We start from the raw sequence: 24,432 nt of genomic DNA on the forward strand, positions 1-24,432 counted from the left end.
ATTTCCGCCTTTCGTAGGGCATTCGCCGTGCTGCACCCGTTTGCCGTCCCTCGACGACCGGGGCGGGACTAGGGTTCACCCGCCCGAAGTCGCAGGGGAAAGGGAGAAAACAGTGAGACGTACCGTTTTCGCCGCGGTGGCCGCCGCCGCGGTGGCGTCCGCGCTCGTGGCCGCTCCGGCCGCGACCGCGGCGCCCGCACCGGCAGCCGGGACGATCGCCTGGGGGCCGTGCACCGACCCCACGCTCGTCGCCGCCGGCGCCGAATGCGGGTACCTGGGGGTTCCCCTCGACTACTCCAAGCCGCACGGCGAGCAGATCCAGCTCGCCGTCGACCGCGTCAAGCACAAGGTGCCCGACGCGCAGTACCAGGGCGTCATGCTGACCAACCCGGGTGGCCCCGGCGGCTCCGGGCTGCTGCTCGCGACCCGCGGCCCGCGCGTGCCGAACCACGCCGGCGACGCCTACGACTGGATCGGCTTCGACCCGCGCGGTGTCGGTTCCAGCAAGCCCGCGCTGAGCTGCGACCCGAACTACATGGACTACAACCGTCCCCAGTACGTGCCGTTCACCCCGCAGCTGGAGAAGACCTGGCTGAACCGCTCCAAGGGGTACGCCGAGGCCTGCGCGAAGAACAACTCGAAGGCCCTGCTGGAGAACATGAAGACGACCGACACGGTCAAGGACATGGACTCCATCCGCAAGGCACTCGGTGCGAAGCAGCTGAACTTCTATGGCTACTCCTACGGCACCTACCTCGGTCAGGTGTACGGCACGCTGTTCCCGCAGAACGTCCGCCGGATGGTGCTCGACTCGACCGTCGACCCGCGCGGCGTCTGGTACGGCGACAACCTGGACCAGGACGTCGCGTTCGACAAGAACATCCTCATCTGGTTCGGCTGGCTCGCCCAGCACGACGACGTCTACCACCTCGGCAAGACCCAGTCCGCGGTGCAGCGCGTGGTCAACGAGCAGCTGCTCAAGGCGCAGTTCAACCCGGCGGGCGGCGTGATCGGCCCGGACGAGATCCTCGACGTCATCCAGCAGGCCTCGTACTACCAGCTGCGGTGGACGCTGCTGGGCGACGCGCTTTCGCGGTTCGTCAACCAGGGCGACTGGCAGAACTGGAAGTCGCTGTTCGAGGCCTTCGGCGGCCGTGGCGACGACAACGGTTACGCGGTCTACCTGGCCGTCCAGTGCTCCGACGTCCAGTGGCCGCAGAGCTGGAACCAGTGGAAGATCGACAACTGGAAGACGTTCACGAAGGCGCCGTACTTCACCTGGCAGAACGCGTGGTTCAACGCGCCGTGCCTGTACTGGCCCGCGAAGGCCGGCAAGCCGACCAAGGTCGACGGTCGCGGCGTCCAGAGCGTCCTGATGATCGACGAGACCCTGGACGCGGCGACGCCGTTCCCGGGCAGCCTCGAGGTCCGCGGCCGCTTCCCCGGCGCTTCGCTGATCGCGGAGCCGGGTGGCACGAGCCACGCGATCACCCCGCGCGGCAACGCGTGCGTGGACAACAAGATCGCGGACTACCTGGCGACAGGCGCGCTCCCGGCCCGCAAGCCGGGCCGCACGGCCGACGTCGAGTGCGCCCCGCTGCCCCAGCCGACGCCCCCGGCGCCGACCGCGGCGAAGGCCGATCTCGGCGCGACTCAGGGTCTGGTGGCCGGGCGGTTCACCGGCTGACCTGCGGAAACCCCTGATGGACGGGGTGTCGGGCACGCTGCCCGGCACCCCGTTTTGTTGTGAGGCTGGGTTGTCGAGGGTGTCACGTCGCATTCGACCGTCGACCAGGTCGGCGGCAAGCCGGTGTCCTCCGGCGGCTGATGGCCTGTCCATCTGGCCGGTCTCCCGGCTAAGGGTCAGAGGGAAAGCCAAGAAAATGGAGAACGCCATGACTGTCGAGAAGCTGCCGGATCTGGTCGCCGTCATGATGCCGCGCGATACGGCCGAGGGTATCCGGGAGGCTCTGCGGGACGTCGAGCGAGACGACCCGGTCGCAGTTCGCTACGCGCTCGCTCGTCGCGAGCAGTCCCGTCTCGACGAGGCCCGCGCGGCCGGCGTTGCCACCGACGTCGCCGACTGGCGCGGCCGCGAGTGGCTCTGGAGGTCGCTGCTCCAGCCGACGCCCCCGGGCAAGGCCGATCTCGGCGCGACTCAGGGTCTGGTGGCCGGGCGGTTCACCGGCTGACCTGCGGAAACCCGTGACGGACGGGGTGTCGGGCACGCTGCCCGGCACCCCGTTTTTCGTGCTTTCCAGAAACGTGGGCTTTGAACTTGCGCGGACTTTGTGTTACAAAGTTCGCAGCGACTTTGCGATACAAAGTCCACGGACGAAAGGAGAGCGCCATGACTGGGGGACCGGCGTTCGCGCTCCAAGGGCTGACCAAGCGGTTCGGGCGGGTCACCGCCGTCGACGGGGTTTCCGTCGAGGTCGCGCGCGGCGAGGTCGTCGCGCTGCTCGGGCCGAACGGGGCGGGCAAGTCGACCACCGTCGACATGCTGCTCGGGCTGACCAAGCCGGACGCGGGGGCGGTGACCGTCGCCGGGGGCAGCCCGCGTGAGGCCGTCGACCGCGGGCTGGTCGGCGCCATGATGCAGAACGGTGCGCTGCTGGGGGACGCCACGGTCGGCGAGATCGTCGACCTCATCGTCTCGACGCACGTCCAGCCGCTGCCCGCCGCGGAGGTGATCGCGCGGGCCGACCTGGAGAACCTCGTCAAGCGCCGCTGCGGCAAGCTCTCCGGCGGCGAACGGCAGCGCGTCCGCTTCGCCCTCGCGCTGGCCGGCGACCCGCAGGTGCTGGTGCTCGACGAGCCCACCGCCGCGATGGACGTCGACGGCAGGCGGGCGTTCTGGGCGGCCATCCGCGAGTTCGCCGCCACCGGCCGGACCATCCTGTTCGCGACGCACTACCTCGCCGAGGCCGAGGACTACGCCGACCGCGTCGTGCTGATGCGCCACGGCGTCGTCGTCGCCGACGGCCCGGTCGCCGAGGTCCGGGCCGGGGTGTCCGGGCGGGTGCTCAAGGCCGTCGTGCCGGACGCCACCGAAGCGGACCTGGCGCGTCTCCCCGGCGTCACGACCGTCCAGCTGCGCGCCGGCCGTGCCGAGCTGGCCTGCTCCGACTCCGACGCCGCCATCCGCGCGTTGCTGGCGAAGTACCCGCGGGCGGCCGGCATCGAAATCACCGCGCTGGGCCTCGAAGAGGCCTTCCTGGCGCTCACCGCAGACGAGACCGAAGGGGCGGCCGCGTGAACACCACCTACCTGAGCCTGGAGATCAAGCGGATCGTCCGCAGTCCGCAGTTCACGATCTTCACCATCGGCATGCCGGTGGCGATGTTCGTCCTGTTCGGCTCGATCTTCGGCAAGCTCATCGCGCCGAACGGCATCGCGGCGGACGTCCAGACGATGATCAACCTCGCCGCGTACGGCGCGAGCGGCGGCGCCCTGTTCACCGGGACCCGGGTGGCGCAGGAACGCACCGACGGCTGGCAGCGCCAGCTGCGCCTGACGCCGATGCGCGGCCCCGGCTACCTGGTCGTCAAGGTCATCTCGGCGATGGCCGTGGCGCTGCCGGTGCTGCTCGTGGTCTTCCTGGCGGGCCTCGCGCTCGGCGTCCACATGACCGCCGCGCAGTGGGGCCTGGTGCTGGTGTCGCTGTGGGTCGGCGTGCTCCCGTTCGCCGTGCTCGGCCTGGCCATCGGCCTGTTCGGCAAGGGCGACACGGTCGGCGCGGTCACCGGCGCGCTGATGATGCCGCTGGGCATGCTCGGCGGCCTGTGGATCCCGCTGTACGTCCTGCCGGACTGGATGGCGACGCTGGCGCACTTCTTCCCGACGTACTGGCTCGGCCGGCTCGGCCTGGAACCGCTCGCCCACGCCGGCGGGCTGGGTCTCGCGGTGCTGGTGCTGGCCGGCTGGCTGGTCGTGCCCGCCCTGGTCGTGGTGCGCCGGTTCCGGCTGGACACGGCCAGGCTGTGAATGCTTGTTAACCTCCGTGCAGCGTTGAGGGGTCTGCACGGACGAAGGGCGGGACGGGTGGACGACGAGCCGATGTCGGCGGAGGAGTCGCTGAACCTGATCGCCCAGCAGTCCCGGCGCAACCGCCGGGAACTGGGCGGGGGCCCCGCGCGCATGCTCGCCGCGTGGGCCTTCGCCTGGCTGCTCGGCTGGGGGTTCACCTACTTCGCGACGCAGACCGCGAGCGTGCCCGGCTGGCTTTGCGGGGTGCTCGTCGCGGTGCTGTTCGTCTTCGCGATCACCTACACCGGATACGTGAGCGCCCGGGCCGGCCGGGGGATCCGCGGCCCGTCCCGGACGGTCGGCGCGATGTACGGCTACAGCTGGGCGCTCTCCTCGATCGGCCTGAGCGTGATCGACATCCGGATCACGCAGTTCGGGTCGCTGACCTCCGACCAGGTGTCGCTGCTGTGGTCGGGCACCTGGCTGCTGCTCACCGGTGTCCTGTACCTCGCCGGCGGCATGCTCTGGCAGGACAAGCTGATGTACGGCCTCGGCGCGTGGATGATCGTCTCCGCCGGGCTCAGCGTGGTGGTCGGGTTCCCGGCCAACTTCCTGGTGCTGGCGCTCTGCGGTGGCGGCGGCTTCCTGCTCGCGGCGATCGTCTACTTCGTCCGTGAGAAGTCCGGCCGCCGATGAGCGACCTGCCGCAGCTCGACCCGGTCATCCACGCCCAGGCGCGGCTGCGGGTCACCGTCGCGCTCGCCGGGCTCCACACCGACGACCAGATCACCTTCCCGCGCCTGCAGCAGCTCCTGGACATGACGGCCGGCAACCTCTCGACGCACCTGCGCAAGCTCGAGGACGCCGAGTACGTCGAGATCACCAAGGCCTACGAGCACCGCACGCCGGTCACGCTGGTCCGGCTGACCGCGGCCGGGCGCGCGGCGTTCGAGAGCTACACCAAGGCGCTGCACCAGCTGCTGGACGCCACCGGCGGGGACTGACGTGGCCCGCTGGGTGATCCACCTCGACCTGGACGCCTTCTACGCTTCGGCCGAGCAGCTCACCCGCCCGACGCTGGCCGGGCGTCCGGTGCTCGTCGGCGGCACCGGGCCACGCGGCGTCGTCGCGGGCGCGAGCTACGAGTCCCGCGCGTTCGGCATCAAGTCGGCGATGCCGATGGCCCAGGCGCGGCGGCTGCTCCCGGCGAACGGCGTGATCGTGCCGCCGCGGTTCCGCGTCTACGAACGGCTCAGCCAGGAGGTCTTCGCCGTCGTCACGTCGGTGGCGCCGGTGCTGGAGAAGATCTCCCTGGACGAGGCGTTCGCCGAGCCGCCGGCGCTGGCGGGCGCGTCGCTCGACGAGGTGACTTCCTTCTGCGCCTCGCTGCGGTCCCGCATCCGCGAGGAGACCGGGCTGGTGGCGTCGATCGGCGCCGGCAACGGGAAGCAGATCGCCAAGATCGCGTCGGACGAAGCCAAGCCGGACGGCCTGCTCGTGGTGCCGCAGGGCACCGAACGGGAGTTCCTCGCGCCGCTGCCGGTGCGCGCGCTGTGGGGGATCGGGCCGGTGGCCGAGGGCAAGCTGCGGTTCATCGGCGTCCAGACGCTCGGGCAGCTGGCGGCACTGTCCGAACAGGACGCGGTCGCGACGCTGGGCGGCGTGGTCGGCCGCGACCTGCGTCGCCTGGCGACGGGCTTCGACGACCGCCCGGTGGCCGACCGCGGCGAGACCAAACAGGTCAGCGCGGAGACGACGTTCGACACGGACATCAAGGACCTGGCCTCGTTGCGGGCGGAGGTCCGGCGGATCGCGGTGGGGGCGCACAAGCGGCTGGTCAAGGCCGAGCGCGTGGCCCGCACGGTGGTGATCAAGCTGCGGCACACGGACATGCACACGGTGACCCGCTCCGAGACGATCTCCGCGCCCACGGACGACTTGGCGGAGCTTTCGGCGGTGGCGGAACGCCTGCTGCTGGACCCGGCGGAGTTCGGCGGCATCCGGCTGGCGGGCGTCGCGTACAGCGGGTTGTCGGTGCCGCACCAGGACGCGCTGTTCAGTCTCTCCGTTCCGGAAGCCCCGGCTTCGACGGTGGTCACCGCCGCGGCCCCGGTCGCCGCCCCGCCGCCGTCGGAGTGGCGGCAGGGCGACGACGTGGTGCACGAAGAGTTCGGCACGGGCTGGGTCCAGGGCGCGGGCCACGGCCGCGTGACGGTCCGGTTCGAGCACCGGACGAGTGGCCCGGGCGCGGCGAAGACGTTCCCCCAGACCGACCCGGCCCTGACCCGCGGCGACCCTGGCGACTGCCTGCGCTGACCTACTCGGCCGAGCAGCCCTGCAGCTTGGCCACTTCCTGGCCCGCCAGCAGGAACGCGCCGACGCCGTAAGCCGACGTGTCGGACGCTTGCGCCGTCGCCGGGCGGTCGCCGACCGGCTGCACGTAACCGACCTTGCCGTCGGCCTGCAACGCCTTCGTCGACAGCGCCGTCCACGCCTTGTCCACCACCGGGCGGAACCGCTTCGCATCCAAGACGCCCGCGCTGATGCCCCAGCCGATGCCGTACGTGAAGAACGCCGTGCCGCTCGTCTCCGGGCCGCCGTGGTCCCACGGGTTCAGCAGGTCCGAGTTCCAGAAGCCGTCACGGCGCTGCACCAGCGCCAGCGTCGAGGCCATCTTCTTGTAGACGCGCAGGTACTCCGGCCGCCGCGGGTCGTCCGTCGGCAGCACCTGCAGCACCTTCGTCAAGGCCGCCAGGGCCCAGCCGTTGCCGCGCGACCAGAACACGCCCGAGCCCGTGAACCGCGCGTCGCGGTACCAGAGGCCCGTGAACTCGTTGTACAGCTTGTGTTCGGACGACTTGAACAGCTTGTCCATGGCGTCCGAATAGGACGGATCGTGGTCGATGACGCTCATCCGCGCGAACGACGGCATCGCCATGTTCAGCGCGTCGACGTAGTTCCAGTAGTCGCGGTGCCCGGCCTGCACGGACGCGACCTCGTCCTTGATCCGGGTGCGGATCGAGTCGAGCGAGATCTCCGGGTGGAAGTACGTGTACAGGTCCAGGTACGCCTCGCCGGCGGCCTGGTTGTCCGGGAAGAACGGCCGCTTCGGGTCGAGCGGTAGCTGGTAGTTGTTGGCCTGCGCCCACGGCAGCGTCTTGTGGTTCGACTGGCCGGTGGTCCGGACCAGCGCGAGGTTGCCGACGTGGAACGTCGCGTTCTGCCAGTCCGGGGCGGCCAGGTTCGTCCCGTTGGTCACCCAGTAGTTGCCCGCGGCCACCATCTGGTCGGTGATCGGGCAGGCCGGCGGGGCTGCCGCCGTGGCCGCCGGAGCAGTGAACAGGCTGCCCGCCACCGCAGCGGCCGCGAGCACGCCGAAGCCACGAATACCCGGGAAACGCATGGAAGCGTCCTCCTCAGCACGTCATGGCGGCGGGTGGGTCGCAGCGAGTGTTCAGGCTTCCCGGTGGACGTGTCAAGGTGCCGGTGAGCGGTACGGCGCAACGGTTTCCAGCAACCGGCGCGACGCGGATTCGGCCCCGTCGGCGTTCTTCGCCAGCACCAGCGTCAGCACGCGGGAGTGCGCGACGAGCTCCAGCGGCTCGCCGTGCGCCCGCAGTGCCGCGACGACGGGCACCTGCAGCTGCGCGATGAGCGCGTTGCCGGAAGCGCGGATCAAGGCCGCGTGGAACTCCGAGTCGGCGTCGTGGAAGGCCGCGGTGTCCCCGCGTTCCACCGCGTCCGCCATCAGCTCGTAGGCCGCGGCCATCGCCGACAGCTCGCCCGGACGCCGGTGGTGCGCGGCCAGCCGGGCCGCCTGCGGCTCGATGGTCAGCCGCAGCTCCTGCAGCTCGTGCAGGTGCTTGCGGCCGTCGGGCCCGTTGACGCGCCACGCGATGACGTCCGGGTCGATCGCGTCCCACGCCTCCGGTGGCAGCGTCCACGTACCGACCCGCGGCCGCGCGGTCACCATGCCCTTGGATTCCAGCACGCGCAACGCTTCGCGGACCACTGTCCGGGAAGCGGAGAAGCGGCGGCCGAGCTCCTCGGGGACGAGCGGCTGCCCGTCCCCGAGGACGCCTTCCACGATGAGCCTGCCCAGTTCGTCCACTATCCGGGCGTGGAGGTTCACCCGCTACTCGGGCAGGCCGACGCGGCGCTCTCCGCTGCGCAGCTGCTGCAGCACGACCGCGATCACGAGCAGGGCGCCGTGGGCGACGTTCTGCCAGAACGGGTTGATGCCCAGCCCGGACATGCCGTTGTCGAGCACGCCCAGGATGATCACCGCGAGCACGGTGGAGATGATCGACCCGCGGCCGCCCTTGAGCATCGTGCCGCCGAGCGCGGCGCCGGTGACGGCCTGCAGCTCCAGGCCCTCGGACCCGGACACCGGCTGCCCGGAGCCCGTCCGCGCGGTGATCAGCACGCCCGCGACCGCCGCGACCACGCCGGCCAGCGCGTAGACGCCGATGATGTACCGGTTGATGTTGATGCCGGCCAGCCGCGCGGCGGTGTCGTTGCCGCCGATGGCGTAGACGTTGCGGCCGATGTCGGTGTACTTGAGCAGGAAGTGCAGCAGCGCCGCGACGATCAGGAACACCCACACCAGCGACGGCAGGCCCGCGATCGCGCCCTTGGCCAGGAAGATGAAGAGGTCGTCGCCGCCGGTGTAGCCCTGCGACTTGCCGTCCGAGATGACCTGCGCGACCCCCTTGTAGGTGGCGAGCATGGCCAGCGTCGCGACGACCGGGTTGACCCGGCCGAAGATGATGATCATGCCGTTGATCAGGCCGCAGAGGATGCCGACGCCGACCGCGGCGAGGATGCCGACCCCGGCGCTGCCGGTCGAGGTGAACACCATCGCCGAGATGACCGAGGCGAGCCCGGCCATCGAACCGACCGAGATGTCCAGCGCGCCCAGGATGATCACCAGCGTCTGCACCAGGGCGAGCAGCCCCATGATGGTGATCGCGCTGCCGATCAGCAGCAGGTTGTTGGTGCGCAGGAAGTTGTCGTTCAGGATGCTCAGCAGGACGATCAACGCGATCAGCGTGATGATCAGGCTGGAGTTCTGCACGCCGATGCCGGTGAGCACGCGGCGCGCGGCGCTCGGCTGCGCGGGTGCGGCAGGGGCCGAAGTTTCCTTGGTGGGGGTACTCATGCGCCGATCTCCTGCTGCTCTTCTACTGCGGGTTCGGTTTCGGGGATGGCGAGGGTCAGCACGGCTTCCTCGGTCGCCTCTTCGCGGCTGATCTCGCCGGCCAGGCGCCCGGCGCGCATCACGAGGATGCGGTCGGCGAGCGTCAGCACCTCGGGCAGGTCGGACGAGATGACCAGCAGTGCGATGCCTTCCGCGGCGAGGCCGTCGATGATCCGGTAGATCTCGGCCTTCGCGCCGACGTCGACCCCGCGGGTCGGCTCGTCGAGGATCAGCAGCTTCGGCCGCCGCGCGAGCCAGCGTGCGAGGACGGCCTTCTGCTGGTTGCCGCCGGACAGCTTGCGGACTTCCTGCTCCATCGACGGCGTCCGCACGCGAAGCTCGTTGATGTACTCCTCGACGAGCGCGCGTTCCTTCGCGCGCTTCACCACGCGGAAGCGGCGAAGGCGGTCGAGCACCGAGATGGAGATGTTGTCGCGGACGGACCGCTGCATGAGCAACGCGTCCGTCTTGCGCTCTTCGGGCGCGAAGCCGATGCCGGCCTTGACCGCGTCACCCGGGTTGTGCGCGCGCAGCCGCTTGCCGTCCAGCTCGACCGTGCCCGACCGGATCGGCAGGTCGCCGACGATCGCGCGGGCCAGCTCGGAGCGTCCGGCGCCGACCAGCCCGGCCAGGCAGACGACCTCGCCCGCGCGGACCTCCAGCGAGATGCCGGTGACGTCGTCGGTCGTGATGTCGTCGAGCTTCAGCACGACGTCGCCGGTGTCCTGCGTGACGCGGCGTTCCAGCGCCGAGAGGTCGCGGCCGATCATCATCCGGACCAGGCCGGGCTCGTCGGTCTCCGCGACCTGCTGGACGCCGACGAGCTTGCCGTCGCGCAGCACGGCGACCCGGTCCGCGAGCTGGAAGATCTCCTTCATCCGGTGCGAGACGTAGACGACCGCGACCCCGCTGTCGCGCAGCCGTCCGATCAGCCGGAAGAGTGCCTCGACCTCGTGCTCGGACAGCGACGACGTCGGCTCGTCGAACGCGATCACCTTCGGCGGGGTGGCCGCGGTGAGGACGCGCAGGATCTCGACGATCTGGCGCTGGGCGGCCGACAGCTTGACGCCGAGCGTCGCCGGGTTGAGGACGCCTTCGAAGCCGTACTCGGCGAGCGCGTCCTGCGTCGCCTTCAGCAGCGTGCGGCGGTTGAACACGCGCGCCTTGGCCGGGAGCTCGCCGACGAAGACGTTCTCCGCCACCGAAACGTGCGGGATGATCTCGGGTTCCTGGTAGATCACGCGGACCCCGGCGGCCATCGCCGCGCGCGGGGTGTCGAACGTGACCTCGGTGCCGTCGAGCAGCAGGCGCCCGTCGTCGGGGCCCTGGTCGCCGGAGAGGACGCGCAGCAGCGTCGACTTCCCGGCGCCGTTCTCGCCCATCAACGCGAGCACCTCGCCGGAGCGGAACTCCAGCGAGACGTCGTCGAGGGCGGTGACGCCGGAGAAGCGCTTGCCGATGCCCTCGACGGCGAGCGCGGGTGAAGAGGAGGACATGGTCGCCTTCCGTACGGCGGTCGTGAGTGAGAAACAGTGTTAGAACACTGTTTCTCACTCACGACGGGATCGGTCAGGTGCAGTTGACGCCGGCCTGCTTGTAGTTGTCCTTGTTGACGATCGTGGTCTTCGCGATCGTCTCCGCGGGCAGCTCCTTGCCGTTCTTCACCTTGTCCACCAGCACCTGGATCGCCGAGCGGCCGACCTCGGCGCCGGAGATGTAGAGCGCGGACTTGTTGCCGGTGTCCTTGCCGGCCGCCCAGTCCTTGCAGTCCAGGTAGGCGCCGAGCCCGACGCCGATGATGTTGTTCGCCTGCACGCCCGAGTTGGCGAGCGCGGTCACGACCCCGGTCTCGTTCTCGTCGTTGCAGCCCCAGACGACCCAGTGCTTGACGCCGGGGTTGGAGCCGATCACCGCGCCGGAGCGGTTCTGCGCGTCGACGGGGGAGTTGTCGGTGCCGACGTCGATCACCTGGACGCCCGGGTCGCCGGCCTTCGCGAACGCGGACTTGGCGGCGTTGACGCGGTCGGTGCAGACGCTCAGGTCCTGCTTGTACGCGCTGATGATCTTCGTGTCGGCGGCGGTCCAGCCGGCGGCCTTGAACAGCTTCCCGGCCTCGGTGCCGACCGAGTCGCCCATCTGGCTGCCGTTGAAGCCGACGAACGGGGCCTTCGCGCCGGTGCCGTCCTTGATGACGTCGTCGGAGGCGATGATCGGGATGCCCGCGCTCTTGGCCTTGTCGATCACCTGCGGGCCGATGGCCTGGTCCGGGACGACGATGGCGACGCCGTTCGCGCCCTGCGCGACCGCGGCGTCCAGCTCGGTGATCGCCTTGTTGGCGTCCTGGCCGAGGTTGACGACCTTGAGCTCGACGCCGAGCTCCTTCGCCTTCTCCTGCGCCCCCTGCGCCTGCTCGACGAAGTACTGCTGGTCACCCTGTTTCTGCAGGTAGTAGAGGGTGATCTTGCCGTTGGCGGGCGCCTGCTGCGATGCGGGCGCCTCGGTCTTGCCGGAGGAGCACGAAGCCATCAGGACGCCGGAAATCAAACAACAACCAACAACGCTCCAGGTGCGCAGCCTGTGCGAGTGTGGGGACATCGTTGCTCCCAAGTAGGCCGGGGTTCGAGTGGCGCGTGGGGGCGCCGGTGAGTGACTGGTATTACAAAACACCCGTTCGTGCAGCGTCAAGTCGCAGTTAGCGGAGCGATACCTACTCTGGGTAGTTGCATCGTGGCACACGACCGCGTGATTTATCGTATTTTTTCGGGGCTGTCCTGCACGTTGTCCGGTTTTGTCTTGTGCGAATGTTCTGATCGGTGTTGTCGACTGTGGTGGAAGTTTCCGTTGAACGGGAGGGTGCACGTGCCGGGTTCGTCCGGATGGCAGGATGGCCGGACCACAGCAGCAGGGGGACCGATGACGAAGCTCCGCGTCGCCGCGCTCGCCGGGGTCGCCGTCCTGGCGGCCGCGTGCAGCAGCCCGCCGCAGTCCGGCCCGGCGCCGACGCCGTTCCCGGAGACGGCTCCCGCCGCTCCCGCGTCTTCGGAGGCCGCGCCGGACGGCTCGTTCAGCGTTGTCGCGACCGGCGACGTCCTGATCCACCCGGCGCTCACCGAGCAGGCCGAGGCCGACGGCGGCGGGAAGATCGACTACCGGCCGCTGCTCGCCGGGATCAAGCCGCTGATCTCCGGCGCCGACCTCGGGATCTGCCACCTCGAGACGCCACTGGCGCCGGAAGGCGGCCCGTACAGCGGCTATCCGTCGTTCAGCGCGCCGCCGGAGATCGCGGACGCGCTCAAGGACACCGGCTACGACACCTGCTCGACGTCGTCGAACCACACGATCGACCAGGGCGCCGACGGCGTGAAGCGGACGCTGGACAAGCTCGACGCCACCGGGATCAAGCACACGGGCTCGGCGCGGTCGGCCGCCGAAGCGGCGAAACCGCTGATCCTCGACGTCCACGGCGTGAAGGTCGCGCAGGTGTCGTACGCCTTCGGGTTCAACGGCATCAAGGTGCCGGCCGGGAAGCCGTGGCTGGCCAACCAGATCGACGTCGACGACGTCCTGGCGTCGGCTCGCAAAGCGCGTGAGGCCGGGGCGCAGGTCGTGATCGCGAGCCTGCACTGGGGTGTCGAGTACCAGCACGACCCGACGGCCGAGCAGCGGTCGCAGGCCAAGAAGCTCCTGGCGTCGGACGACATCGACCTGATCGTCGGCCACCACGCGCACGTCGTCCAGCCGTTCGAGAAGATCGGCGACAAGTGGGTGGCCTACGGGCTCGGCAACAGCGTCGCCCGCCACTCCGAGCCGCGCGGCGACACGGAGGAGGGTGCGGCGGCCCGCTTCCGCTTCGTCCGCGACGGTGACCGCTGGAAGGTCGACAAGGCGGAGTACATCCCGACGTACATCAAGCTGGACAACCCGATCCGCCTGATCGACTTGTCGACATCACCGGCGTCAACACAGGTCACGAAGGCCCTGGGCGACACGGACAAGAACATCCTGAGCCTCAAAGCAGACAAAGTCGGCCTGACCCGCCCCGGCAAGTAACCGTGATCAGACGGTCGACACGCGTGATTGAGGAGTCGACACGGCAGCCACCGGCCTACCGCGGCGTGTCGACCCTCCCATCACGTGAGTTGGCGTTCTGATCACGCGAGTTGGCGCTTCGATCACGGCTCAGTGGGTGCGGGTGGTGATCAGGCGGGCCAGGGTGGCCAGTTCGGCTGCCGGGCGGGAGACCGGGTTCACCGTTGCCAGCTCGCGCAGGCCCTTCGCCACCAGCGCCGCGGCCTGGGCCTGGCTCCACTGGCGGCCGCCGGCTTCGTCGACGAGCGTGGCCGCGAGGGCCAGCTCGACGTCGTCCAGCGGGTCGGTGCCGGAGTACAGCGTCGCCAGCTCCGCGCCCGCCGAGGTGCCGGACGCCAGCGCCGTCACCACCGGGAGCGACTTCTTGCGGTTCTGCAGGTCCGAGTACACCGGCTTGCCCGTCTCGGCGGGGTTGCCCCAGATCCCGAGCAGGTCGTCGACGTGCTGGAACGCCAGCCCGATCGACCGGCCGAACGCGCCGAACCGCGGCACCGCCTCGGGCCGCCCGGCGAGCAGCGCGCCCAGCTCGCAGGAGGCGCCGATCAACGCCGCCGTCTTGCCGCCGGCCATCCGGACGCACTCCGCCTGCGTGACGTCGTCGCGCTGCTCGAAGTCGACGTCGGCGGCCTGGCCTTCCAGCAGTTCGAGCACACCCTGGGACAGCAGCCTCGCCCCGTCGGGCGTCAGTTGCTCGAACGCCACGCTCAGCAACGCGTCTCCGGCGAGCACCGCGGGCCCGGTGCCGAACACCGTCCACGCCGTCGGGCGGTGCCGCCGGGTGGTGTCGCCGTCCATGACGTCGTCGTGCAGCAGCGAAAAGTTGTGCACGAACTCGACCGCGACGGCGGCGGGCACGGCGTCCGCCGGGGTGCCGCCCGCGGCTTCCGCGCACAGCAGCACGAGCGCCGGCCGCAACGCCTTGCCGCCGTCCGCCGACGACGGCTCGCCGTGGGCGTCTTCCCAGCCGAAGTGGTAGCCGGCGATCCGCCGCATCGTCTCGGGCAGCCGCTCGGCCGCGGTGCGCAAAGCCGGGTCGACCAGGCTCTTGCTCCACGCGAGGACGTCGGCGAGGGGGCGGGCGGCGGTCCGGGAGTCCATGGTCGTCATCGGCCGACCTCCACGTGGTCGAGGACGCCGAGTGCGTCCGGGACCAGGACGGCGGCGGAGTGGTAGGCGCTGACCAGGTAGGACGTGACGGCGCGGTCGTTGATGCCCATGAACCGGACGTTCAGGCCGGGTTGGTACTCGTCCGGTAGTGACTTGGGGCGGAGGCCGATGACGCCGGCGTCGTCTTCGCCGGTGCGCATGGCCAGGATGGACGTGGTGCCGGTGTCGGTGATCGGGATTTTGTCGCAGGGCAGGATGGGGACGCCGCGCCAGGCCGTCACGCGTTTGCCGTCGAGGGTGGCGGGTTCTGGGTAGATCCGCGCTCGGGTGCATTCGCGGCCGAACGCGGCGATGGCGCGGGGGTGGGCGAGGAAGAATTTCGTCTTGCGGCGGCGGCAGAGCAGGTCGTCCATGTCGAGGGGTGTGGGTGGGCCGGTGCGGGTGGTGAGGCGCTGCTTGAGATCGGTGTTGTGCAGGAGCCCGAAGTCGGTGTTGTTGACCAGTTCGTGTTCCTGGCGTTCCCGTAACGCTTCGACGGTGAGCCGGAGCTGTTGTTCGAGCTGGTTCATGGGCTGGTTGTAGAGGTCGGTGACGCGGTTGTGGACCCGCAGGACGGTTTGGGCGACGGCGAGGTCGTATTCGCGGGGTGAGGGGTCGTAGTCGACGTAGGTGCCGGAGAGGATCGGTTCGCCGTCGTGGCCGGCGGAGAGGTCGATGCTGGCTTCGCCTTTGGGGTTCTGGGGTTTCCGTGGTCGTGTGATGGCTTCGGCGACGTGGGCGCGGAGGGGTTCGGAGCGGCCGTTGAGGCGGGCGTAGGTTTCGGCGGGTAGCGCGAGGGCGATGACGTGGGTGGCGGCGCGGGCGGTGTAGTCCCAGGTGGCGTCGTCGTGGGCGAGGAGTTCGGCGCCGAGGTGGTCGCCGTCGGTGGCGGTGCCGAGGGTGGTTTCGTCGCCGTATTCGCCGCGGGCGTGGCGGGTGACTTTGCCGTGGGCGATGAGGATGAGCGTGTCGAGGGGGCGGCCCGCGGTGACGATGGTGTCGCCGGGTTCGTATTCGCGTTGTTCGAAGGCTTCGGCGAGGGCCGTCAACGCGGTCTCGTCGGTGAAGTCGCGGAGGAGTTCGAGTTCGGTGAGTTCGGCGGGGACGACGTGGACGCGGGCGCCGGTGGTGTAGAAGGAGACTTTGCCGTCGCCGATGGTGTAGGTGAGGCGGCGGTTGACGCGGTAGCTGCCGGCGGGGACGTCGACCCAGGGGAGTTGGGAGAGCAGCCAGCGGGTGGTGATGCCGCGCATCTGCGGCAGGGTCTTGGTGGTCGTGGTGAGTGTCCGCGCGGCTTTGACGCTCAGGGACAGCTGGAGCTCTTCCGTCACCGTCATCGGTGTCAGCCTTCTCGGCCGAGTTCGGCGCTTTCCAGCACCGCGAGCGCGTCCGGCACCAGCACCGCGGCCGAGTAGTAGGCCGACACCAGGTAGGAGATGATCGCCTGCTCCGACACGCCCATGAACCGGACGTTGAGTCCGGGCTGGTATTCGTCCGGGAGTCCGGTCTGGTGCAATCCCACCACGCCTTGGGCCTGTTCCCCGGTTCGCATCAGCAGGATCGAGCTGGTGCGGGTCTCGGTGACGGGGATCTTGTTGCAGGGCAGGATCGGCACCCCGCGCCAGGCCGGGACGTGGTGCCCGCCGAAGTCGACGGCGTCGGGGTAGAGCCCGGCCTTGGTGCATTCCCGCCCGAACGCGGCGATGGTCTTGGGGTGGGCGAGGAAGAACCCGGGGTCTTTCCACACCAACGCCAGCAGCTCGTCCAGGTCGTCGGGGGTGGGTGGGCCGGTGCGGGTGGGGATGCGCTGGGCGAAGTCGGCGTTGTGCAGGAGCCCGAAGTCGGTGTTGTTGATCAGTTCGTGTTCCTGGCGTTCCCGCAGGGCTTCGATGGTCAGCCGCAGCTGCTGCTCGATCTGGTTCATCGGCTGGTTGTAGAGATCCGCGACGCGGGAGTGCACCCGCAGGACGGTCTGGGCGACCGAGAGTTCGTATTCCCGGGGTTGGGCGTCGTAGTCGACGAACGTGCCCGGCAGCGTCGGCTCGCCGTCGTGCCCGGAGGCCAGGGAGATCTCGGCTTCGCCGTGGTCGTTGCGGGCGGATGAGCCGTCGGCGGTGAAGGCGTCGAGGTGGGCTTGCAGGGTCTCCGAGCGGGACAGGACGTCCTGGAACGCGGCGCGGGGCAGGGTCAGGACGGTGCAGGTGGTGACGGCTTTGGCGGTGAACTCCCAGATTCCGTCGGCGCGGATCAGGGCGGTTTCGCCGAAGTAGTCGCCGTCGGCGAGGGTGCCCAGGACGGTCTGGTCGCCGTAGGCGCCGGTGCCGACTTTGGTGATTTTGCCGTGGGCGATGAGGTACACCTGGTCGGCGCGGGAGCCGAACTCGACGAGGGTGTCGCCGGGGACGTATTCGTGCTGGGTGAAGCGGGAGGCGAGTTCGGTGAGGACGTCGTCGTCGTCGTAGCCGCGCAGGGGGGCGAGTTCGCCGAGTTCGGGTGGGATGACGCGGACGTCGGCGCCGGTGGTGGTGAAGGTGACGCGGCCGTCGCCGACGGAGTAGGACAGGCGGCGGTTGACGCGGTAGGCACCGCCGGAGACCTCGACCCAGGGCAGGACTTTGAGGAGCCAGCGGGAGGAGATGCCCTGCATCTGCGGGACCGACTTGGTCGTGGTGGCCAGGGTGCGGGCCGCGGCCCGGCCGAGGCTCAGCGGTGCCTGGTCGGTGTCCACCGGGTCGGTGACAGTCACAACGAGAACCACCCAATCATTCGGAAGCCGGGAATGCCCGAGGCTGGCAACGAAGAATCAACATAGCAACGGCGTGCGGCCGCACAATGACACGATCGGGTCGGCGGGATATTCACCTGGTTGGTTTCCGGTCGTTTCGGGCACCCTCGCCCCGTCGGCGCTCGCCGGTCATCACCCGCCGTTCGCGGCTGTCACCCGGTCGAGAAGATCGCAGGCCATAAGGGGAATTCGTCGTCGCGGTGGGGAGCGACGACGGCCGCCCCGGTGCCGGTGAACTGCGCCGAACCGGCTATGGTCGCGGCCTGGGTGAGGCCACTCGGATGAACCGAACAATTCCCGGTTGTCCGCCCGAAAACGTATGACTAACTTGAGCGATCCGGCGGTGAATCCGTCCGGTGGGAAAGGACGTGGATGAACATCTTCGTGGCCGGCGGTCTGTGGGTGGCCGGCGCGGCCCTCGTCGGGGGCGTGATCGCGTACCTGGTCCGCCGGTTCGGCTGGGACGAGGGGCGGCCGGACAACAACGACGCGGCGGGCCAGGTGTTCACCATCGTCGGCGGGCTGCACGCGGTGCTCGTCGCGTTCGTGCTCATCTCGCTGTTCGACTCGGTCGGCGGCGCGACCCAGGACGCGCAGACCGAGGCGGACAGCCTGATCGCGGCGACCTGGGCGGCCGACGCCCTGCCCGCCGAGACGAAGGACCGGGTGCACCAGCTCGCCGTCGCGTACGCGCGGACCGTCGAGCAGCAGGAGTGGCCGCGCCTCGGCGACGGCAGCGAGATCCCCGCCACGGGCTGGACGCAGCTGGACCAGATGCGCCAGGCCGTCGCGGCCGCCGAGGTCGACGGCGACTGGCAGATCGACCGCAAGACCGAGGCCAGCAACCAGCTCTGGTCGGTCTACCAGGCCCGTACGCAGCGGCTGAACAACGCGGGCGGCGGCGGGGTCGGGGCCGTCGTCTGGTTCGCGCTGATCCTCGGCAGCCTGATCACCGCGATCCTGCTGCCCAACCTCTTCGGCGGCACGCGGCTGGCCGCGCACATCATCATCGTCTCCACCCTGGCCGGCACGATCACGTTGCTGCTGTTCGCGATCTACCAGCTCCAGAACCCGTTCAGCGGGGGCGCGAAGATCCCGGCGGACGCGTTCACCGGCGCGCTGGCCAGGCTGGCTTGACCGGCGGGCGGGCCCGCTGGGCGGCGATGCTCGGCGTGGCCGCGGCGGTGTCGGCTCTGCTCGCGGCGACGGGCTGGCTCGCGCCCGCGTCACCGCGGTACCAGGACCCGGCGGCCCAGGACCCGGGCGCCTGCACGATCCTCCAGGCGGAGAACGAACGCGACGGCGCGCCGACGACGTTGCGGCTGCTGTCCCTGCCCGGCGGGGCGACGAAACGCCTGACCCAGGCGGGCTACTGGATCAACGCGATGGGGTACTCGGCCGCGCAGGACGTCGTGTACGGCGTCGCCGACGGAACGCGCGGCGGCCGGTACGACCACGGTTCGCACGCGGTGCGGATCGACGCGTCGGGCACCGTGGCGGACCTCGGCATCGTCGGCCGCGCGGGCTCGCCGCGTCCGGCGTGGAGTCAGGTCACCGGTGCGACGGCGGGTGCGATCGCCGGGAACCGCTGGTACGTGAGGCAGGACAGCGATCTGTACACAGTGGACGTCGACCCGGCGTCCGCGGACTACGTGCGCGTGGTGCACCGGACGGCGCTGCGGCCGGTGTCGCTCGCGGTGGGGGTCGACGACTTCGCGTACGACCCGTCTTCCGGCTTGCTGTACGGCGTCTCGACGACCTCGCGCGGGGACAGCTCGGTGGTGACGCTGGACCCGGCGACGGGGAAGGTCGCGGTGGTGCCCGGGCTGCGGTTCCCGCCCGGGGGCGCGTACGGATCGGTGGTGCTCGGACCCGAAGCGATCTACGCGACGGCCAACCGGGACGGGCGCCGGAGCGTGACCTACCGGGTGCCCCGCGACGGTTCGGGCCCGGCGGTGGAGGTGTCGACCGGCCCGACGCTGGTGAGCGGGGACGCGGCCGGGTGTTTCGCCGAGGCCACTCCGCCGCCTCCGTCCACGACCGTCTCGGAGACACCGACGTCGAGTCCGCCCATACCGCCGAACACGCCGCCTTCCGAGACACCGCCGCCGAACTCGGCGACTCCGGCACCGACGCCGTCGGCCACGCCGGTGCCGGTGCCGGTGCGGGAGCCACCACCGCCGTCGCGGCCGCCACCGGTGGAGCAACCGGTAGCGGTGGCCGCGACCCCGGCGCCGACCCCGCCTCCGGTGGCCACGCCCACGCCGAGGGCCGTGGAGCTGCCCCCGCCACCGTCGAGGCGGCACGTGCAGCCGACGCCGACGCCGGAGCCGGTGGTCGAAGGCACCGCGGTGAAGACGCAGGAGAAGCGCCGCTGGGGACTGACGGCACTGATCCTGGTGCTGGGCGGTGGAGCGGCGGCAGGCCACGTCCGACGGCACCGCTGACCTGGTGGCCGGTCGTGAGTGAGGAACCGGGTTAGAACACTGTTTCTCACTCACGACCGGCCGCGGCAGACGCGCCGGTCGCACCGTTAACGTCCCGGCCTCCTCGATGCCAGCCGGCGTCCACTTCGGCCACGAAGACTCCTCCTCCGGCGCGGTCCACGCGCCGGAGGAGGAGAAACGGGATGAAGCGGGTAACGATCGCCCTGGTCGCCGGGGTGCTGGCCCTGCCACTGGCCGCCGGTCCGGCCGAGGCGCACGACCACGGGCCGCGGGCGAAGGACGACCACTTCCGCACCCACGCCGGGCGGAGCCTGACCGCGGACGTGCTCGGCAACGACCGCGCCACCGCCGTCGTCCGGCACACCGCCGCCGCGCACGGGACCGTCGACCTCGCCGCCGACGGCACCCTCCGCTACACCCCCGCGCCCGGATTCACCGGCCGGGATTCCTTCACCTACACCGTTTCCGACGCCGTGAAGCTCTACCCGACGGCCCTCGCGCCGCTGGCCACCATCGGCGGCGTGCAGCTCAAGGGCGGTGCGTACGGCTCCGCGCTCACGCCCGTGCCCGGCGAGAAGGACGAGTTCTACGGCCTCACCGATCGCGGCCCGAACGTCGACGCGCCCGACGGCGGCAAGATCGAGCCGCTGCCCGCCTTCACCCCCGCCATCGGGAAGTTCCGGCTCCGGCACGGCAAGGCTGTGCTGGAGAAGACCATCCCGTTGCGCGCCGAGGACGGCACGCCGTACAACGGCCAGGTCAGCCCGCTCGCCGACACCGGCGAGAAGATCGTCGACCTGAACGGGAACGTCCTGCCGAAGTCGGCGAACGGCTATGACTCCGAAGGCCTGGTCGCGCAGAAGGACGGCACCTTCTGGATCTCCGACGAGTACGGTCCCTTCATCACCCACTTCGGCCGTGACGGCCGCGCGCTCGAGCGGCTGTCGCCGTTCGACGGCTCGCTACCCGCCGAACTGAAGTACCGCGTGCCCAACAAGGGCATGGAGGGTCTCGCGCTCACCCCGGACGGCCGGACGCTCGTCGGCGTCATGCAGTCGGCGCTGCAGCAGCCGGACCTGACGAAGAAGCCGGGCAACGTCACCACGCTGCGGATCGTCACCGTCGACCTGCGCACCCGCGCCACCCACGAGTACCTCTACCTGCTCGACGACCCGGACAAGACGAGCACCGCGGTCAGCGAGATCACCGCGCTCTCGGCGACGCGCTTCCTGGTGGACGAGCGTGACGGAAAGCCGGAACCGGGCGCCGTCAAGAAGCTCTACGAGATCGACCTGACCGGCGCCACCGACGTCGGCCCGAAGGCCGCCGGGTACGACGCCGTCAAGGGCGGCCTGCTCGTCGGCGGCAAGAGCATCGACGCCTACGTCGGCAAGGACACGACGGCCGAGGCGACGAAGGACCTCGCCGCCGCCGGGATCACGCCGGTGAGCAAGAAGCTGTTCCTCGACCTCGGTGCCCTCGTCACGAGCCTGGACCCGAGCGGCGGCTTCTTCGGGCACGACAAGGTCGAGGGCGTCGCGACGACCGATGGCGGCCGGACCCTCGTGATCAGCAACGACAACGACTTCGGCATCGACGGCGTGACGAACGCGGCGCCGCCGTACGCGCTGCACCCGAAGACGCTGCCGGACGGCCGCCAGGACGACGGCGAATACCTCGCGGTCGACACGACGAAGCTCCCGGCGGCGACGAGCACCGCGACGGTCACGATCGACGTGCGGTAGCCCGTCAGTACTTGAACTGGTCGACGTTGTCGGCGGTGATGAGCAGCGGATCGCCCAGCAGGACGGTCTTCGACTCGGGGTCGTACTTCACCGCCGGCAACTCCAGGCTCACCTTGTTGAACGCGCTCAGCTGCTTGCCGTCGGCGACCTGCTTCGCCGTCCACGCGGTCAGGTAGCCGAGCGACTCGACGTTCCACAGCACGGACTGCGAGCACGAGCCGTCGAGCAGGTACGGCTTGATCGACTGGGGTGTCCCGATGCCGACGGTGAACACCTGGCCGATCTTCTGCTGCTCCTGGACGGCCTTCGCGACGCCGGGCGCGGACGTCGTGCACTCGCCCACCATGCCGTTGAGGTCCGGGTGGCGGGCCATCAGCTCCTTGGCGAGGTTCGTCGCGTTGTCCTGGTCTTCGCCCGCGTACACGGTTTCGACGAGCTGCGCCTTCGGGTAGTGCGCGGCCGTGTAGGTCTTCTGCACCGAGATCCAGGTGTTGAGGTTCGCCGCGGCCGGGCCGCACGAGACGATCGCGTACTTGCCGGTGCCGCCGGTCCGCTTCATCAGCGCGTCGGTGAGCGCGGCGCCGATGCCCTCGGCGCTGGCCTGGTTGACGAACACCTCGCGCTGCGTCCCGGGCGCGTCGGTGTCCGAAGTGAGCACGTGGATGCCCTTCGCGCGCGCCTCGGCGATGGCCGGCGCGAGCGCGGCCGGGTCGTTCGGCGCGACGACGATGACGTCGGTCTTCTTCGCGATCAGGTCGCGCACGATGGTGACCTGGTCGGCGGGGTCGACGGTCTTCGGGCCGACCATGGACCACTGCACGCCCAGCTGCTTCGCCGCTTCGAGGCCGCCGGTGTTCATCGCCTGGAAGTACGGGATGCCGTCGACCTTGGGCACGAACGCGATCCGCGTCGGCGTCGGCGCCGGGGCGCTGCCCAGCTGGTCCGAGCAGCCCCCGAGCGCGAGCGCCGCACCCAGCAGCAGCGTCGCGACCAGCCGGAACGTCTTCGTCGGCCCTCGCATCCCCACCCATTCCTCGGGACTTTCGAACGGTCTGCGCGCGGTGGAGACCAAGGGCGAAGGTAGGGCCCCGCGTAACGGTGGTCAACGGGATGTGCGCAAAGGGTTACGGAAGCGAGTTCTACCTGGTGGGTTTCTGGCGGGATTCGCCTGGTCGGCGGTATTGGACACGGTGAGTGACGACGGCTCGTCCCAGTGTCACTCGCCGCTGCGGGGTGGCGTACCAGACAGCGCGTTGATACCCCTTGGGGGTATAGTGGCGGGCATGAGCGAACAGCACGGAGCTTCGTGGGCGACAGCGATCCAGGCGACCCTGCACTGCCTGACCGGCTGTGCGATCGGTGAGGTGCTCGGGATGGTCATCGGCACGGCGTTCGGCCTGCACAACGCGGCCACCGTCGTCCTGTCGATCGTCCTGGCGTTCGTCTTCGGCTACGGCCTGACCATGCGGGGCGTGCTGAAGTCGGGGCTGCCCGCGGCGGCGGCGTTCAAGGTCGCGCTGGCCGCGGACACGGTGTCGATCGCCGTCATGGAGCTGATCGACAACACGGTCGTCGTGGCGATCCCGGGGGCGATGAACGCCGGCCTCGCCAGCTTCCTCTTCTGGCTGGCGCTGGTGCTTTCGCTGGCCATCGCGTTCGTCGTCACGGTGCCGGTGAACAAGTGGATGATCGGGCGCGGCCTCGGCCACGCGAAGGTGCACGCGCACCACCAGCACTGACGGGGGAGGTGGCGGCCTCCCCGGCGGGTCAGACGCTCGAGAGGTCGACGGCGCGGTCGACCTTCCGCCGGTCGAGCACCCGCAGGACGCCTTCCAGCAGGTAGTAGTCGGCGTAGGGGAGCGACACCTCGATGCCGTCCTCGGCCGGCCGGTTGCGGGTGCAGCGCGCGACGCTCGCCTCGGCCCGGGTGGACTTCGTCGTCAGGCAGGTCCGCGAGATCGCCGACAGGATCCGCAGCGCGCTGTCGCGGTACTGCGAGCGGTGGGTGAGCTCCGCGAGGTCGAGCAGGCCGCAGGCCATGATCACGCCGGCGGAGGCGTCCTTGACGTCGTCCGGTGCCTGGGGCGCGAGGTAGTCCCACACCGGCACGTGGTCGGACGTCAGGTGCGCCAGCGCGAAGTCCGCGAGTTTCCGGGCGGTGGCCAGGAACTCCTGGTCGCCGGTGCGGCGGTGGATGGTCGTGAAGCCGTAGATGCCCCACGCCTGCCCGCGAGACCAGCAGGACGCCGGGCTGTAGCCCTGCACCGTGTTCGGCCCGATCGGCGCGCCGGTCACCGGGTCGAAGTCGAAGACGTGGGGAGTGGACCCGTCCGGGCGGACGAAGTTCTTCTGCGCGGTCTTCGCGTGCGCCACGGCGATTTCGAGGTACCGCGGGTCCCCGGACTGCTTGGTGGCGAACGCCAGCAGGTCGAGGTTCATCATCGTGTCCATGATGACGCGGCCCGCGTCCTTGGGATCGGTGAGCGCGCCCCAGGCGCGGATGAACCCGCCGGCCGGGTTGTAGCGCTTGATCAGCGACGACGCGGCCTGCACCGCGCCCGCCCGCCACTTGTCGTCGCCGGTGAGCCGCCACGCGGTGACCCACGACGGGTAGAAGAGGAAACCGAGGTCGTGCGTGCCGGTGTCGTTCTGCCGCGGCGCGAGTTTCTCCGCGGACGCCAGGGCGAGGGTCTTGAATTGTTCGTCGCCGCTGTGCAGGTACGCCAGCCACAACTGGCCGGGCCAGAATCCGCCGACCCAGTCGCCATTCTGCGAATAGGTCCATTTCTCGAACTTCGTGCCGACCGGAAACGCGGTGACGCCGGGGGCCACCGCGCGCAGCTTGGCGACCGCGTAGTCGGCCGCTTGGCGGAGCGTCCGGGTGACGGATGCCTGGTCGGAGGCATCGGGGGAGGCCGCGGAAGCGGCCGTGGAAGTGCTGGCGCTCACCGCCACCGCGGCACCGGCCGCGGTGGTCAGCAGGGTTCTCCGGGTAACGCTCACAGGTGCCCGCCATTCCGTGTGGGGAAATGCTCCAGGTGCCCGGAGTTT

At 70.2% G+C, this 24,432-nt stretch carries 22 protein-coding genes; 12 read left to right on the forward strand and 10 right to left on the reverse strand.

Features of this window, described 5'->3' with window-relative positions:
- Window positions 1-112 precede the first annotated feature (112 nt).
- The 7 genes from AA23TX_RS22805 (at window position 113) to AA23TX_RS22835 (ending at window position 6,285) form a co-directional block, all read left to right on the forward strand.
- On the forward strand, window positions 113-1,687 hold the full coding sequence (locus AA23TX_RS22805; RefSeq protein ID WP_230862679.1) for an alpha/beta hydrolase: 1,575 nt from the start codon (window positions 113-115) through the stop codon (window positions 1,685-1,687).
- Window positions 1,688-1,895: 208 nt separating this feature from the next.
- Entirely contained in the window at window positions 1,896-2,192 is a 297-nt protein-coding gene (locus AA23TX_RS22810; RefSeq protein ID WP_155544892.1) for a hypothetical protein, read from the forward strand.
- Window positions 2,193-2,350: 158 nt separating this feature from the next.
- The gene (locus AA23TX_RS22815; RefSeq protein ID WP_155544893.1) at window positions 2,351-3,259 is read left to right on the forward strand and encodes an ABC transporter ATP-binding protein; all 909 of its coding nucleotides are present in this window, start codon (window positions 2,351-2,353) and stop codon (window positions 3,257-3,259) included.
- The gene (locus AA23TX_RS22820) at window positions 3,256-3,987 is read left to right on the forward strand and encodes an ABC transporter permease (protein WP_155544894.1); all 732 of its coding nucleotides are present in this window, start codon (window positions 3,256-3,258) and stop codon (window positions 3,985-3,987) included. The genes AA23TX_RS22815 and AA23TX_RS22820 overlap by 4 nt, the downstream gene beginning before the upstream one ends.
- A gap of 57 nt (window positions 3,988-4,044) precedes the next feature.
- Complete coding sequence (locus AA23TX_RS22825; protein ID WP_155544895.1) at window positions 4,045-4,665, forward strand: hypothetical protein; 621 nt, start codon at window positions 4,045-4,047, stop codon at window positions 4,663-4,665.
- Window positions 4,662-4,973 carry a winged helix-turn-helix domain-containing protein gene (locus AA23TX_RS22830; protein ID WP_155544896.1) on the forward strand — a complete coding sequence of 104 codons (312 nt, stop codon included), beginning with the start codon at window positions 4,662-4,664 and terminating at the stop codon, window positions 4,971-4,973. The genes AA23TX_RS22825 and AA23TX_RS22830 overlap by 4 nt, the downstream gene beginning before the upstream one ends.
- Before the next feature lies 1 nt (window position 4,974).
- Window positions 4,975-6,285 carry a DNA polymerase IV gene (locus AA23TX_RS22835; RefSeq protein WP_155544897.1) on the forward strand — a complete coding sequence of 437 codons (1,311 nt, stop codon included), beginning with the start codon at window positions 4,975-4,977 and terminating at the stop codon, window positions 6,283-6,285.
- 1 nt (window position 6,286) lies between these two features.
- Here AA23TX_RS22835 and AA23TX_RS22840 read toward each other — a convergent pair whose 3' ends face one another.
- The 5 genes from AA23TX_RS22840 to AA23TX_RS22860 all read right to left on the reverse strand — a co-directional run bounded on the left by AA23TX_RS22840 (window position 6,287) and on the right by AA23TX_RS22860 (window position 11,713).
- Window positions 6,287-7,372, reverse strand: a complete 1,086-nt coding sequence (locus tag AA23TX_RS22840; RefSeq protein ID WP_155544898.1) for a glycoside hydrolase family 88 protein — start codon at window positions 7,370-7,372, stop codon at window positions 6,287-6,289.
- Between the two features lie 72 nt (window positions 7,373-7,444).
- The gene (locus AA23TX_RS22845; protein ID WP_155544899.1) at window positions 7,445-8,101 is read right to left on the reverse strand and encodes a FadR/GntR family transcriptional regulator; all 657 of its coding nucleotides are present in this window, start codon (window positions 8,099-8,101) and stop codon (window positions 7,445-7,447) included.
- Between the two features lie 3 nt (window positions 8,102-8,104).
- Window positions 8,105-9,130, reverse strand: coding sequence for an ABC transporter permease (locus AA23TX_RS22850; RefSeq protein WP_155544900.1), 1,026 nt, complete (start codon window positions 9,128-9,130; stop codon window positions 8,105-8,107).
- Complete coding sequence (locus AA23TX_RS22855; protein WP_155544901.1) at window positions 9,127-10,665, reverse strand: sugar ABC transporter ATP-binding protein; 1,539 nt, start codon at window positions 10,663-10,665, stop codon at window positions 9,127-9,129. The genes AA23TX_RS22850 and AA23TX_RS22855 overlap by 4 nt, the downstream gene beginning before the upstream one ends.
- A gap of 73 nt (window positions 10,666-10,738) precedes the next feature.
- Window positions 10,739-11,713, reverse strand: coding sequence for a substrate-binding domain-containing protein (locus AA23TX_RS22860; RefSeq protein ID WP_155544902.1), 975 nt, complete (start codon window positions 11,711-11,713; stop codon window positions 10,739-10,741).
- A 369-nt stretch (window positions 11,714-12,082) separates the two neighbouring features.
- Between AA23TX_RS22860 and AA23TX_RS22865 the strand changes: the two genes are divergently transcribed.
- Complete coding sequence (locus AA23TX_RS22865; protein WP_155544903.1) at window positions 12,083-13,219, forward strand: CapA family protein; 1,137 nt, start codon at window positions 12,083-12,085, stop codon at window positions 13,217-13,219.
- A gap of 129 nt (window positions 13,220-13,348) precedes the next feature.
- Here the strand turns inward: AA23TX_RS22865 and AA23TX_RS22870 are convergent, their stop codons facing one another.
- The 3 genes from AA23TX_RS22870 to AA23TX_RS22880 are packed head-to-tail and all read right to left on the reverse strand — an operon-like array spanning window position 13,349 to window position 17,150.
- Window positions 13,349-14,365 carry a family 2 encapsulin nanocompartment cargo protein polyprenyl transferase gene (locus tag AA23TX_RS22870; protein ID WP_155544904.1) on the reverse strand — a complete coding sequence of 339 codons (1,017 nt, stop codon included), beginning with the start codon at window positions 14,363-14,365 and terminating at the stop codon, window positions 13,349-13,351.
- On the reverse strand, window positions 14,362-15,741 hold the full coding sequence (locus AA23TX_RS22875) for a family 2B encapsulin nanocompartment shell protein (protein ID WP_155544905.1): 1,380 nt from the start codon (window positions 15,739-15,741) through the stop codon (window positions 14,362-14,364). The genes AA23TX_RS22870 and AA23TX_RS22875 overlap by 4 nt, the downstream gene beginning before the upstream one ends.
- A gap of 5 nt (window positions 15,742-15,746) precedes the next feature.
- Window positions 15,747-17,150, reverse strand: coding sequence for a family 2B encapsulin nanocompartment shell protein (locus AA23TX_RS22880; RefSeq protein WP_155544906.1), 1,404 nt, complete (start codon window positions 17,148-17,150; stop codon window positions 15,747-15,749).
- A 411-nt stretch (window positions 17,151-17,561) separates the two neighbouring features.
- Between AA23TX_RS22880 and AA23TX_RS22885 the strand changes: the two genes are divergently transcribed.
- The 3 genes from AA23TX_RS22885 (at window position 17,562) to AA23TX_RS22895 (ending at window position 21,381) form a co-directional block, all read left to right on the forward strand.
- On the forward strand, window positions 17,562-18,326 hold the full coding sequence (locus AA23TX_RS22885) for a bestrophin-like domain (RefSeq protein ID WP_155544907.1): 765 nt from the start codon (window positions 17,562-17,564) through the stop codon (window positions 18,324-18,326).
- Complete coding sequence (locus AA23TX_RS22890; RefSeq protein WP_155544908.1) at window positions 18,323-19,636, forward strand: DUF6923 family protein; 1,314 nt, start codon at window positions 18,323-18,325, stop codon at window positions 19,634-19,636. The genes AA23TX_RS22885 and AA23TX_RS22890 overlap by 4 nt, the downstream gene beginning before the upstream one ends.
- Before the next feature lie 182 nt (window positions 19,637-19,818).
- Window positions 19,819-21,381, forward strand: coding sequence for an esterase-like activity of phytase family protein (locus AA23TX_RS22895; RefSeq protein ID WP_155544909.1), 1,563 nt, complete (start codon window positions 19,819-19,821; stop codon window positions 21,379-21,381).
- 4 nt (window positions 21,382-21,385) lie between these two features.
- Here the strand turns inward: AA23TX_RS22895 and AA23TX_RS22900 are convergent, their stop codons facing one another.
- A complete protein-coding gene (locus AA23TX_RS22900; RefSeq protein WP_196425488.1) occupies window positions 21,386-22,402 on the reverse strand; it encodes an autoinducer 2 ABC transporter substrate-binding protein in 1,017 nt (338 codons plus the stop codon).
- Between the two features lie 262 nt (window positions 22,403-22,664).
- Between AA23TX_RS22900 and AA23TX_RS22905 the strand changes: the two genes are divergently transcribed.
- Window positions 22,665-23,120 (forward strand): DUF4396 domain-containing protein, encoded by a 456-nt coding sequence (locus AA23TX_RS22905; RefSeq protein WP_155544911.1) that lies wholly within the window; start codon window positions 22,665-22,667, stop codon window positions 23,118-23,120.
- Window positions 23,121-23,148: 28 nt separating this feature from the next.
- On the opposite strand, the gene AA23TX_RS22910 is transcribed toward AA23TX_RS22905, so the two are convergent.
- Window positions 23,149-24,384: a glycoside hydrolase family 88 protein gene (locus AA23TX_RS22910; protein ID WP_155544912.1), complete on the reverse strand. Its 1,236-nt coding sequence runs from the start codon at window positions 24,382-24,384 to the stop codon at window positions 23,149-23,151.
- Between the last annotated feature and the right edge of the window lie 48 nt (window positions 24,385-24,432).

The organism is Amycolatopsis camponoti, assembly GCF_902497555.1.
GTDB lineage: Bacteria > Actinomycetota > Actinomycetes > Mycobacteriales > Pseudonocardiaceae > Amycolatopsis > Amycolatopsis camponoti.